Raw genomic sequence first — 11788 nt, 5'->3', positions numbered from 1 at the left:
ACGCGTGGGCCCGGACCCCGCCGGGTCCGGGCCCACGCACCTGCCGCCCTCCGGGTCCGCCGCGGGGCGGCGGGCCGGGGACGGCGGCGGTGCTCAGCCGAAGAAGACCTCCGCCTCCTCGTACATCTCCGGATCGACCGTCTTCAGCGTGGAGGTGGCCTCCGAGATGGGCACCCGGATGATCTTCGTGCCCTGGAGCGCGACCATCTTCCCCCAGTCCTGGTCCCGTACGGCGTCGATCGCGTGCAGCCCGAAGCGGGTGGCCAGCCAGCGGTCGAAGGGCGTGGGGGTGCCGCCGCGCTGGATGTGCCCGAGCACCGTCGTGCGGGCCTCCTTGCCGGTGCGCCTCTCGATCTCCTTCGACAGCCACTCGCCGACGCCGGAGAGCCGCACATGCCCGAAGGAGTCGTGCGAGTCGTCCTTGAGCACCATCTCGCCGTCCTTGGGCATGGCGCCCTCGGCGACGACGACGATCGGCGCGTAGCTCGCCTTGAAGCGGGACTCGACGTAGCCGCACACCTCGTCGACGTCGAAGCGCCGCTCCGGGATGAGGATGCAGTTGGCGCCGCCGGCCAGACCGGAGTGCAGGGCGATCCAGCCCGCGTGCCGTCCCATCACCTCCACGACGAGGACGCGCATGTGGGACTCGGCCGTCGTGTGGAGCCGGTCGATGGCGTCGGTGGCGACGTTGACGGCCGTGTCGAAGCCGAAGGTGTAATCGGTGGCGGACAGATCGTTGTCGATCGTCTTGGGCACCCCGACGCACTTCACGCCGAACTCGTCGGTGAGCCGGGCGGCGACGCCGAGGGTGTCCTCGCCGCCGATCGCGATCAGGGCGTCGACGTCGAGCTTGACAAGGTTGTCCTTAATGCGCTGTACGCCGTTCTCCTCCTTGAAGGGGTTCGTGCGCGACGAGCCGAGAATCGTGCCGCCGCGAGGCAGCGTGCCGCGCACGGCGGGGATGTCGAGCTGAGTCGTGGAGCCCTCGAGCGGCCCCCGCCAGCCGTCCCGGAACCCGACGAAGTCGTAGTCGTACCGCTGGACGCCCTTCCGCACGACGGCCCGCATCACCGCGTTGAGTCCGGGGCAGTCGCCGCCACCGGTCAGCACTCCGACCCGCATGGGATCTCCCTTCTCACATCGCCGCGCGCGCTGTGCACTGCGCGGCCTTTCGCAACTGCCGCCACGCTAGCGGTGATCCACATCACGAGGGACAGGGCACGGATACGTTTTCCGATCAGTTACGGCACGGGGCGGCCCCGGACGTCGAGCCGCCGCCGGTCACTCCTCGTCGAGGCCGCGCCGGATCGCGTACCGCACCAGCTCCACACGGTTGTGGAGCTGGAGTTTGCCCAGCGTGTTCTGCACGTGGTTCTGCACAGTACGGTGCGAGATCACCAGGCGTTCGGCGATCTGACGGTAGCTGAGCCCCTTCGCGACGAGCCGGAGCACCTCGGTCTCGCGCTCGGTGAGCTGCGGCGCCGCGGGCTCCCCGGAACCTGCCGCGGGCTCGGGATCGGCGGCGAGCCTGCGGTACTCGCCCAGTACGAGACCCGCCAGGCCCGGGGTGAAGACCGGGTCGCCCAGCGCCGTACGCCGCACGGCGTCCTGCAACTCCTCCATGCTCGCCGACTTCACGAGATAGCCCGTCGCCCCGGACTTCACCGCCTCCAGCACGTCGGCGTGCTCGCCGCTCGCGGAGAGCACCAGCACGCGCAGCCCGGAGCCGGCGCCGACCAGCTGCCGGCACACCTCCACGCCGGGCATGCCGGGCAGGTTCAGATCGAGGACGAGCACGTCGGGCGCAGCGGCACGGGCACGGCGCACGGCCTGCGGGCCGTCGCCCGCCGTGGCCACCACGTCGAACCCGGCCTCGCCCAGGTCGCGGGCGACCGCGTCCCGCCACATCGGGTGATCGTCGACGACCATGACCTTCACCGGGGATCCGGGGCCCTCCGCGCCGCCCGTGCTCCCGGCCGTGTGCGGCGCGTCGTGCGGCGCCGCGTCTGATTCTTTGTCCGCGGCGTTGTCCGCGCCGCTGTCCGTCGCGTCGTGCGCCGTGCCGTCCGTCGTCCCGTCCGTCGCCTCGTCCGCGGCGTCGTCGTGGCCGCCGCTGTCCGCAGCGCCGCGCTGCGCGCCGTCCGCCGTGTCCCTCATCGCCCCCGCCGTCTTCTCCGTCACTTCCCGCGCGTCCGTCACTTCCCGCGAGTCCCTCTCTGCTTCGGCACCCGCAGCTCCACCTCCGTGCCCTGGCCGGGAACCGAGACCAGTTCGGCGTCGCCGCCCAGGTCGCGAAGCCGCCCCCGTATCGAGAGCGCGACTCCCATCCTGCCCTCGGCCTCCGCGTCGGCGAGGCGGCCCTCCTCCAGCCCCGGGCCGTCGTCCCGCACGGTGACGAGCACGGCGTCCGGCTCTTCCTCCAACAGGATCCACGCGTGGGCCGGTTCGCCGTCCTCTCCGCGTGCGTGCTGCCGCACATTGTCCAGGGCGGCACTGACAGCCGAGGCCACCTCCCGGGCGGCCGCAGGCGACAGCGGGACGGGCGCGCCCGGCTCGACGAACGTCACGCGCGCACCCGCGTACGGCGAGAGCAGCGCGCGCAGATCGCACTCGGAAGCGGCGGCGGTTCCTTCGCCGGACGCCGTGGACGCACCCCCACCCGCAGCCGCCGCACCCGCGTTCGCGCTCGTGCGCCGGCCCCGGCGGTCCGCCGCGCTCTTCCCCCCGCCCGTTCCGCCGCCCCTTCCGCTCCCTGATGGAGCCGGAGCGCTCTGCGCCGGGGCGGTCTCGCGCGATACGAGGCTGCGCAGCGCCACCTCCTGCTCTCCCGCCATCCTGCCGAGCTCGGCCGCCTCGCCGCCGATCGCGGTTCCCCGGCGCTGCACCATGGCCAGGACCTGGAGCACGCTGTCGTGCATGTCGCGGGCCAGGCGCTCCCGTTCACGCGTCGCCGCCTCGATCTGAAGGGCGTGCTCAAGGGTCCGCTCGCTGGCCCTCGCCACCTCGATGACGTAGCCGATGCCGATGCTCGCCACGCACACCAGCAGCACGTTGTGCAGCGTGGGCCGGCTGACCGCGCCCTGTTCGAGGATGTTGGCGGCCCCGACCACCGCCGCGGCCACGGCGCCCCAGCGCCAGCCGCCCTTGATCGCGAAGGCCAGCACGGGTCCCGCGACCCAGATGGACGGGAGGGTGGGGCCGATGCGGCCGTGCGCGTCCACGTACACCGAGCCGAGGATGCCGGCGACGGCGATGGTGATGTCGGCGGCGAGGAAGGCGTTCGTGCAGCGCCGCGCGGAGAGGACCCTCGGGATGGTCGCCAGCGTCCAGACCGTCAGCAGACCGAGATACACGGCGCCGGGCAGCGGATGGGCGAGGCGCCCGTACGCCCACACGAAGACCGCGAGCGCGTAGCCGAGCGCCAGCAGGCGGTAGCCGGTCAGTGCCCGCCACAGCGGACGTTCCACGGACATTCTCAGGACCATCTGCGCCGGCCCGCCCCCCTGGCTGTGCTGACTCTGCTGCTGTTGTCGTGTCTGTCTGCCGGGTGCGCGGCGTCTGCGTCCGCGCCGCCCGCCCGGCTACGGCCGGCGCCCTACGCCGCCCGGTCGCGCTCCTGCCGCCTGCGCCGCGCCGCCGCGAGCCTCGCGGCCGGCCCGTGCGGCCTCGGCCCGGAGGAGTGCGCGCGCCCGGCGTCGCCTCCCGGATTCTCCCCCGCCTTCCTCGCGGCTTCCTTCTCCGCCTCCCGCTCGGCCTCCTTGGCGGCCTTCTCCGCCTCGGCCTTGCGCTTGGCCTCCTCGGCGATCCGGCGCTTGGCCGCGGTGGCGTACATGTCGACGTACTCCTGGCCGGAGAGCCTCAGGATCTCGTACATGACCTCGTCCGTGAGGGCCCGTTGGATGAAGCGGTCGTTCTCCATGCCCTGATAGCGGCTGAAGTCCATGGGCTTGCCGATCCGGATGCCCGGACGCATCAGCTTCGGCACGACCTGACCGGGTGGCTGGATCTTTTCGGTGTCGACCATCGCGACGGGCAGGACCGGCGCACCGGAGCGGAGCGCGACCCGCGCGAGACCGCCCGGCTTGCCGCGGTAGAGACGGCCGTCGGGCGAACGGGTGCCCTCCGGGTAGATGCCGAACAGCTCGCCACGGGCGAGCACTTCGAGGCCGCTGCGGATCGCCGCCTCGCCCGCGCCGCGCGCGCCCGAGCGGTCCACCGGCAGCTGCCCGACCCCCTTGAAGAAGGCGGCCGTGAGTTTCCCCTTCACGCCGGGCGACGTGAAGTACTCGGCCTTGGCGATGAATGTGACCTTGCGGTCGAGCACCGCGGGAAGGAAGAAGGAGTCCGAGAAGGACAGATGGTTGCTGGCGAGAATCGCCGGACCCTCATCGGGCACATGCTCAAGACCCTCGACCCAGGGCCGGAAGGCAAGCTTGAGCCCGTTGCCGACCGACAGCTTCATCGCTCCGTAGAACAACCGAGGACCTCCTGATTCCGACATGGCGACCCTATCTCGCCATCACGGAAGCAGCGCTCGTGCGTCGGGCAGTGCTGAACTACCCGGCGTCCAGCCCCCACGCGTAGGCTGGCACTCGCCCGCCCGTGAGCGGGCGCCGCGGAAGCCAGCACCACCTTCACGACGCCGACCGACTCGAGACGACCGGCTGGAGGCCGACGTGTCCATCCTTCCCGGGGCCGAGCCCATGCACCACGACGGATCGGAGACGGGCGTCCTCGTGTGCCACGGATTCACCGGCTCCCCCCAGTCCGTACGTCCATGGGCGGACCATCTCGCGTCGAAGGGGCTGACGGTCTCCCTCCCGCTGCTGCCGGGGCACGGCACCCGCTGGGAGGACCTGGCCGTGACCGGATGGCAGGACTGGTACGCGACGGTGGACCGTGAGCTGCGTGCCCTCACCGCCCGCTGCGAGCAGGTCTTCGTGTGCGGCCTGTCGATGGGCGGCGCGCTCGCGCTGCGGCTGGCGGCACGGCACGGTGACGCGGTGAGCGGCATCTCCGTGGTCAACCCCGCTGTGACGTTCCCGCGGTGGCAGGGGTACGCGCTGCCGCTGGGCCGCTTCCTCGTCCGGTCCGCGAAGGGCATCGCGAGCGACATCGCCAAACCCGGCTCCGCGGAGGTGGGTTACGAGCGGGTGCCGACCCAGGCCGCCTACTCGGCCCGCGACTTCTTCCGCCGTGTGCGCGGCGAACTGCCGCAGGTGACACAGCCGCTGCTGGTCATGCACAGCCGGGTCGACCACGTGGTGCCGCCGGCCGACTCGGCGATCGTGCTCAGCACGGTCTCCTCCACCGACGTCACGGAGACGGTCCTCGAGGACAGCTACCACGTGGCCACGCTGGACCACGACGCGGAGCGCATCTTCGCGGACTCGTACGGATTCATCACCCGGCTCGCAGCGAGGAAGACGGAGACGGCAGGCGATGGAGCGTAATTCCGGCGCGGAGGATCACGGCCACGGAGAGGACGACCCGGCACACCCGGAACACGGCGGCGAGGAGCGCGCTTCCGGCGGACCGGGCCGCGAGGACGAGGCCGCGGACGACGGTGTCCCGCCGCTGCCCCTCGACGAGAACGCCGCCTGGGAGCAGATCGTCGCCGCGTACGGGGACCACCCGAAGGCCGAGGAGATGGAGACGGCGGCGGAGCCGGGCGGCGACGCACGTACCGGCACCGCGGCGCGGCCCGCTCCCGGCCCGCGGCCGGACGGCGACGGTGAGGGCGACGAAGGCGGCACGTCGGTGCGCAGCTTCACGGTCTACTCGGCCGGTTCGGGTCCGCGCGACTGGAGCCTGCCGTCCCCGGCCGACGACGAGCCCGGCAGCACGGGCGAGGAGGACGAGGGCCACTTCGTGCCTCCCGAGCCGCCGCCGCTGCCGCAGTCCGACACGACCTCGAAGTTCGCGTGGCTCGCGGTCCTGGGCGGGCCGCTGCTGCTGATCTTCTGCGTGCTCTTCCAGCAGGAACTGACGTGGTGGATCGCGACGCTGGGCGTCGGCGGCTTCCTGGGCGGCTTCGCCACTCTGGTCGCGCGGATGCGCGACGGTCGCGACGAGGACGACTGGGACGATCCGGGGCGCGGCGCGGTGGTGTGAGGGCCGCGGCGTGAGGGCCGCGGGCTGAGCCCGGGCGGGCTCCGCTCCACTTCCGGCCGGTCCCGCCGGTCCCGGCCGGTCCCGCCGTCCCGCCCGCCTGACCCGGCCGTCCGGTCGTGTCAACTGCCGCTTCAGCGAAGGCCGGTTGGGCAGATCAGTCCGGCCGGTCCGGCGGCACCCGCAGCACCGCCAGTACGGGCAGATGGTCCGTCGCCGCGCGCAGATCCTCCGGTGAGACGCCCTCCAGCCCGTCCGGTACGCCGCAGCCGAGCACCTCCACGCCCTCGGAGGCCAGCACCGCGTCGATGCGCTGGTGCGGGCTCCTCGCCGTGGACGTGTGCTCACCGCCCCACGGCGCGACGGCCCACCCGTCCTGGAGCGCGGCGGCGAGCCTGCGGAACGTACGGCCCCCGGGACGCTCGTTGAGGTCTCCCGCCGCCACCGTGTGCCGCGTGCCCAGGGCCGCCAGACGCTCCAGGAGCATGCGGCCCTGGGCCTGCCGCTCGTCGGTCTGGAGGCTCAGATGGCAGCTGAGCACGCCGAGCCGCGCCGCCGGGCCGAAGCCCAGTACCGCCGTGGCGAACCCCCGCCGGTGCAGGCCGGGGGTGTGCGGGAGCAGCACGTCCTCGGTGCGTACGACGGTGGCCCGCAGCGTCGCGAGGATCATGGGCCCCGTCGCGGGCGCGCCGCCCGTCACGTACACCAGCCCGCACTCGCGCGCGAGCCACGCGGCGTGCTTACGCCAGCGGAAGAAGCGCGGGGCCTCCTGCACGCACACCACATCGGGGGCGCACGCCCGGACGACCCGGGCGAGCGCTCTCCGATCGTCCCGCATGGAGCGGATGTTGTAGCTGAGCAGACGGACGACGGCAGAACCGTCCGGCTCCGTACGTCCTGCGGGCAGATCCGCGAGCGTCATCGGCGCGGCTCACACTCACATTCCTCGTCGGTCCACCGCGCCCGCCGGACGGGCGCGCCGTCGGCGCCTTCGCGGCCCGCGCTCAGCCCTGCCGGGCGAGGTCGGCGACACCCACCATGCCCGCCTTGCCGCCCAGTTGGGCCGCGAGCACCTCGGCGTGCGGACGCCAGCGGCTGCCGACGAGCCAGCGCCGGTAGGACTTGCGGATCGGGTCGAGCACGAGGTCGCCCTCGTCCGAGACGCCGCCGCCCACGATGAAGGCCCCCGGGTCGAAGAGCGAGGCGAGGTCGGCGAGCCCGGCGCCCGCCCAGCGCGCCAGCTCGCGGAAGGAGTCCACGGCGACGGGACAGCCGCGCCGGGCCGCCTCGCTGATGTGCTTACCCTCGACGCCCTCCGGGGTGCCGTCGCCGAGACCGAGCAGGATCGTGGCGTTCTCGGGCGTGGCCGTGGCGCGCTGCTGTGCGTACCGCACGAGCGCGCTGCCCGAGGCGTACTGCTCCCAGCAGCCCTGGTTGCCGCAGCCGCAGAGGAGGCCGTCCGGCACCATCCGGATGTGGCCGAACTCGGCCGCGACGCCGAAGCGTCCGCGGTGCAGCCTGCCGCCGATGATCACGCCGCCGCCGAGGCCCGTGCCGATGGTGATGCAGACGACGTCCTCGTGGCCGGTCCCGACGCCGAACTTGTACTCGCCCCACGCGGCGGCGTTGGCGTCGTTCTCGATCACGACCGGAAGATCGATGCGCTGCTCGACCTTGTCCTTCAGCGCCTCGTGCCGCCAGGTCAGATTGGGAGTGAAGAGTACGGTCGCCCGCTTGTCGTCGACGTAGCCGGGCGCACCGATGCCGACGGCGTCCACCTCGTGCTCGCGGCTGGCGTCCCGTACCGCGTCGGCGATGGCGTCGATCACGCCGTCCGCTGTGGGCGGGGTGGGCACGGTGCTGGTCTCCAGGATGTCGCCGTGCTCATCGACCACGCCGGCCGCGATCTTCGTGCCGCCGATGTCGACGCCGATAGTGAGTCCCATGTGTCCCTCGGTTTTCCGGTCCTACCCCGCTGCGCAACACCGTACCGGAGGGGCCGTGCCGCCCGATCGCTCGCGGTGACACGGGGCTTGGCGGTCAGGACGGGTTCTGGCCGTCGCTCCCAGCGCCGGGCGCGTCCGGCTCGTCGGCCTCCGCCGGGCCGGAGTCCCGGCCGGCCTCGCCGATCTCCCCCGGGGCCTTGCTCTCCCCTGGGCTCTCCCCCGGGTTCTCCCCCGGCTCCTTGTCGAGGTCGATCCGCTCGATGCTCGCGGACGCGCCCGATGTGCCGGACGGACGGAACGGGCCGGGTGTGACGCTCCCGCTGCTCTCGGCGGGTCCGCCCGCGCCGGAGCCACCGGCGGACCCGGACGTCCAGCGCCCTTCCGCCTCCGTCACGGCCGCGCGGTAGGCGGCGAGCAGTTCGCCGCCGGCGGCGGCGAGGTGGTCGAAGAACTGCGGGTTCCGCTCGACGACCGGCTCGATGGCGGCCTTCGCCTGCGCGATCAGCTGCTGTGCGACGCCCTGGGCGGCGACGGACGCCATCGTCACGCCGAGGGGCTTGCCCAGCTCGGACACCTTCTCGGAGACGGCGTCCGCGAGACGCCTCAGCTCCTCGGCGGCGCTGCCGTACTGCGGTCCGTACTCGGCGCGACGGCGGGCCTTCTCGGCGGCGAGGTCCTCCTCGCAGGCGGTGGCCCAGGCGTCGGCGTCCGGCACGTCCTGCGCGTCCTGCGCGTCGGGCTCGGCTTCGGCGGCATCGCTCATGGCGGCGCTCCTACGGCGGAAAGGGAGGGCTGTCGACTCCCGACCGACGTTACCGGAACGGCCGGGGCACCGAGAGGCCGCGGCGGACCCGCGAAGGGCTCGGGTACGGGCCCGGCACGGGCCGTACGGCCGAAGGGCCTTCACACCTTGCGGGTTCGCGGCCGCTCGGGCCCGTCGTCAGCGCCCCGTGCCCTCCGGCCACAGCGCCGGATCGGGCTCGCAGCGCACCCGCAGCTCGCCCCGTTCCAGCGAGGCCCCGACGACCCGGCACCGGCGCAGCGCCGAGGGCAGCGCGAACACCCGCCGGTACGGGCCGACGCCGAGCATCAGCTCGTCCCCGCGCCGTACGAGCTCCAGCTCCTCCTTGCGCACCGACGGCAGCGCCAGCCGCCAGACCAGGAGGCCGTCGCGGGCCAGCCGGTCCTCGACGGCGCCGTCCGTGCCGGGGGCGGCTCCGGTCCGCCCGTTCCCGGGTGCGGGCTCCGCGGCGGCGAGGCGCAGCAGGTCGCCCGCGCCGCGCGGTTCGCTTCCCAGGTGCGGGACTTCGCGGACGGGCACGCCCGCCGGTTCGTACTCCTCGCGCCACGCCTTGAGCACGGTCTGCTGCTGCCCGGACAGCGAGGCCGTCCAGGGGTCCCGACTCCCGGACGGGAACACCCTGTTGGCGACGACCGCCTCCAACCTCAGCCCGTACAGGCCGAGTCCGGCGCGGCCGAGGCGCACCGCCTCCGCGGCGAGCGGGCCGGGCTCGGCGACAAGGCGCACGACCGTGTCGGGAGACTCCAGCAGGCCCTGTACGTCGGCGAGTTCGCCCTCCCAGCGGGCGGTCGTCTCATACAGCGCGTCCGTGGGCATCGGCACGCCCGCGAGTTGTGCCAGCGCGGGACGCAGGGCTCGCGCCGCCTGCCGCTCGGCCGGGAGCAGCCTGCGCAGATACCGGCGCAGCTGCGCGGGCAGTGCCAGCGTGCGCAGCGCGGTGGGCGTGTGCGGCAGATCGACGACGAGGGTGTCCCAGCTCCCCGCGGCGTGCGCGGCACGCACCGCGCTCAGCAGCGCGAAGGCGGCGGCGCCCGGCAGTTCGGTCACCTCGTCCTCGTCCAGCGGGTCCGAGCCGAGCAGGTCCAGCACCTTCCGGCCGCGCTCCTGGAGGGCGACGGCGGCGGTGCGGAAGTGCTCCGCGGAGTCGGTACGGGCGGCGTGCAGAAGCCCGTCCGTGCCCGGCACCGCACTGCCCGTCCCACCCGATCCGCCCGGTCCGCCCGCTCCGTTCAGGGCTCCGGCGGGCATGCCCAGCACGGCCTCCAGGGTCGCGGGTCGCTCGCCGCTCAGGAGAAGTGTCCGCCTGCCGCGCATCGCCGCGGCGACGGCGCTCGCGGCGGCGACGGTCGTACGTCCCGCACCGCCCGCGCCTGTGATCAGCAGCGTCCGCGTGGCCCGCCGCCCGGCGCCGGGACCTGCGCCCGGCTCAGGTGCTCCGCGCTCCCGCGGCTCTCCCGTGCCGTCCGGCGCGGTTGCGTTCCCCGGCGCGCTCCGCGGTTCCGGAACGCGGCGGCGCTCCTCCTCGGGCCCCGGCACTCGCGCGTCAGCCTTTGGCGGCGTCCGCGCCCTTGCCGGCGCCACCGCCCGACTCGACCCGCTTCTTCAGGCCCGACAGCGCACGGTCGATGATGACCTTCTCCGCCTTGCGCTTGATCATCCCGAGCATCGGGATCTTGACGTCGACGGTCAACTGGTAGGTGACCTCGGTACGTTCACCGCCCTCGACCGGCGCCAGCCGGTAGACGCCGTCCAGTTCGCGCAGCATCTGCGACTTCACCAGCGACCAGCGGACCTCGTTCTCGCCGATCCACTCGTAGGCCAGGGTGTGTTCGTCCTTGATGGCGCCCGCGTCCAGCAGCAGCCGCACCTGCTCGGCCCGCCCCTGGGAGTCCTCGGAGAGCACCTCGGCCTCCTTCACCTCGCCGGTCCACTCCGGGTAGCGGGCGAAGTCGGCGATCACCCCCATCACCGCCGCGGGCGCCGCATCGATGGTGATGTTCGAGCTCGTGTGTTCCGCCATCGCCGTGGCTCCTCCATATGCTGGGCGCGACCCCCGATTGCCGCTGGCAGGCTACCGCGCGTGCCCGGCTCCGGGCGTACCCGGCCTCGGTCCGCGTACGGGCGGCCACGGCGCGTTCACCACTCCAGCACCCAGGGCGTCCCGGTCGCGTTGAAGTGCCCCACGTTCACGCACTCGGTGGGCCCGATCCGCATCCGCTGCACCAGCGGCTGGTGCACGTGCCCGAAGAGGTGGAAGCGCGGCCGTACGGAGCGGATCGCGCGCAGCAGGGCCTCGCTGCCGCGCTCGAAGCGGCGGGCGACGGTGTCGTAGCACAACTCCGGTACCTCGGGCGGGATATGGGAACAGAGCACGTCGACCTCGCCGAGCGCCTCGACCTTCGCCGCGTACGTCTCGTCGTCGATCTCGTACGGCGTGCGCATGGGCGTCTTCAGTCCCCCGCCCACGAAGCCGAAGCGCAGGCCCCCGATGTCGGCCGTCTCGCCGTCGAGGACGGTGGTGCCCTCTGCCGCGTACTCGGGCCACAGAGGCGGCATGTCGACATTGCCGTAGGTCGCGTACGTAGGCGCGGGGAAGGCGGCGAACAGCTCGGCGTACTGCTTGCGGACGGCCCGCTCCGTGGCCGCCGCCCTGTCCACGCCGGCCCACAGGCTGCGGGAGAACTCCCGTGCCTCGGCGAAGCGGCGCGCTGTGCGCAACTCCACTATGTGGTCCGCGCTTTCGACCCCGAACAGCTCGGGGAAGATGCCGCGCGAGTGGTCGGCGTAGTCGAGGAAGAGGATGAGATCTCCCAGGCAGACGAGGGCGTCGGCGCCGTCGCCGGCCGTCGCGAGGTCGCGGCTGTTGCCGTGCACATCGCTGACCACGTGGACTCGCATGGCCTCACCCTAGATCCGAGGGCTTCCGCGC

Annotated in this window: 11 protein-coding genes and 1 pseudogene; 2 read left to right on the top strand and 10 right to left on the bottom strand. The window is 73.2% G+C overall.

Features of this window, described 5'->3' with window-relative positions; genetic code table 11:
* Positions 1–93: 93 nt before the first annotated feature.
* From QQM67_RS06955 to QQM67_RS06940, 4 genes are all read right to left on the bottom strand, one after another.
* A complete protein-coding gene (locus QQM67_RS06955) occupies positions 94–1122 on the bottom strand; it encodes a 6-phosphofructokinase (protein WP_314172716.1) in 1029 nt (342 codons plus the stop codon).
* 159 nt (positions 1123–1281) lie between these two features.
* Positions 1282–1929: a response regulator transcription factor gene (locus QQM67_RS06950; RefSeq protein ID WP_314173008.1), complete on the bottom strand. Its 648-nt coding sequence runs from the start codon at positions 1927–1929 to the stop codon at positions 1282–1284.
* A 266-nt stretch (positions 1930–2195) separates the two neighbouring features.
* The gene (gene macS, locus QQM67_RS06945; RefSeq protein ID WP_314172715.1) at positions 2196–3473 is read right to left on the bottom strand and encodes a MacS family sensor histidine kinase; all 1278 of its coding nucleotides are present in this window, start codon (positions 3471–3473) and stop codon (positions 2196–2198) included.
* Between the two features lie 122 nt (positions 3474–3595).
* A complete protein-coding gene (locus tag QQM67_RS06940; RefSeq protein WP_399065576.1) occupies positions 3596–4477 on the bottom strand; it encodes a 1-acyl-sn-glycerol-3-phosphate acyltransferase in 882 nt (293 codons plus the stop codon).
* Between the two features lie 199 nt (positions 4478–4676).
* Between QQM67_RS06940 and QQM67_RS06935 the strand changes: the two genes are divergently transcribed.
* Positions 4677–5453 carry an alpha/beta hydrolase gene (locus QQM67_RS06935; RefSeq protein WP_314172714.1) on the top strand — a complete coding sequence of 259 codons (777 nt, stop codon included), beginning with the start codon at positions 4677–4679 and terminating at the stop codon, positions 5451–5453.
* A complete protein-coding gene (locus QQM67_RS06930) occupies positions 5443–6114 on the top strand; it encodes a hypothetical protein (RefSeq protein WP_314172713.1) in 672 nt (223 codons plus the stop codon). The genes QQM67_RS06935 and QQM67_RS06930 overlap by 11 nt, the downstream gene beginning before the upstream one ends.
* Positions 6115–6268: 154 nt before the next feature.
* Here QQM67_RS06930 and QQM67_RS06925 read toward each other — a convergent pair whose 3' ends face one another.
* From QQM67_RS06925 to QQM67_RS06900, 6 genes and pseudogenes are all read right to left on the bottom strand, one after another.
* On the bottom strand, positions 6269–7033 hold the full coding sequence (locus QQM67_RS06925; protein WP_314172712.1) for an endonuclease/exonuclease/phosphatase family protein: 765 nt from the start codon (positions 7031–7033) through the stop codon (positions 6269–6271).
* Between the two features lie 82 nt (positions 7034–7115).
* A complete protein-coding gene (locus tag QQM67_RS06920; protein WP_314172711.1) occupies positions 7116–8057 on the bottom strand; it encodes an ROK family glucokinase in 942 nt (313 codons plus the stop codon).
* A 241-nt stretch (positions 8058–8298) separates the two neighbouring features.
* Positions 8299–8820: pseudogene (locus QQM67_RS06915) on the bottom strand (DUF5304 domain-containing protein); the annotation flags it as partial.
* A 177-nt stretch (positions 8821–8997) separates the two neighbouring features.
* Entirely contained in the window at positions 8998–10395 is a 1398-nt protein-coding gene (locus QQM67_RS06910; protein WP_399065571.1) for an ArsA-related P-loop ATPase, read from the bottom strand.
* 7 nt (positions 10396–10402) lie between these two features.
* Positions 10403–10879: an SRPBCC family protein gene (locus QQM67_RS06905; RefSeq protein WP_314172709.1), complete on the bottom strand. Its 477-nt coding sequence runs from the start codon at positions 10877–10879 to the stop codon at positions 10403–10405.
* A gap of 116 nt (positions 10880–10995) precedes the next feature.
* Positions 10996–11757, bottom strand: coding sequence for a metallophosphoesterase family protein (locus QQM67_RS06900; RefSeq protein ID WP_314172708.1), 762 nt, complete (start codon positions 11755–11757; stop codon positions 10996–10998).
* Positions 11758–11788: the final 31 nt, after the last annotated feature.

It is taken from the genome of Streptomyces winkii (genome assembly GCF_032248595.1).
GTDB classification, from domain to species: Bacteria; Actinomycetota; Actinomycetes; order Streptomycetales; family Streptomycetaceae; genus Streptomyces; species Streptomyces winkii.
The sequence above is the reverse complement of the archived record's forward strand: the minus strand, read 5'-3'. Positions and strand labels throughout refer to the sequence as shown.

What these genes read in the sequence shown, in the direction of transcription:
- QQM67_RS06955 (WP_314172716.1), bottom strand. Translation starts at nt 1,122, where the DNA reads ATGCGGGTCGGAGTGCTGACCGGTGGCGGCGACTGCCCCGGACTCAAC.
- QQM67_RS06950 (WP_314173008.1), bottom strand. Translation starts at nt 1,929, where the DNA reads ATGGTCGTCGACGATCACCCGATGTGGCGGGACGCGGTCGCCCGCGAC.
- macS (WP_314172715.1), bottom strand. Translation starts at nt 3,473, where the DNA reads ATGTCCGTGGAACGTCCGCTGTGGCGGGCACTGACCGGCTACCGCCTG.
- QQM67_RS06930 (WP_314172713.1), top strand. Translation starts at nt 5,443, where the DNA reads ATGGAGCGTAATTCCGGCGCGGAGGATCACGGCCACGGAGAGGACGAC.
- QQM67_RS06925 (WP_314172712.1), bottom strand. Translation starts at nt 7,033, where the DNA reads ATGACGCTCGCGGATCTGCCCGCAGGACGTACGGAGCCGGACGGTTCT.
- QQM67_RS06920 (WP_314172711.1), bottom strand. Translation starts at nt 8,057, where the DNA reads ATGGGACTCACTATCGGCGTCGACATCGGCGGCACGAAGATCGCGGCC.
- QQM67_RS06905 (WP_314172709.1), bottom strand. Translation starts at nt 10,879, where the DNA reads ATGGCGGAACACACGAGCTCGAACATCACCATCGATGCGGCGCCCGCG.
- QQM67_RS06900 (WP_314172708.1), bottom strand. Translation starts at nt 11,757, where the DNA reads ATGCGAGTCCACGTGGTCAGCGATGTGCACGGCAACAGCCGCGACCTC.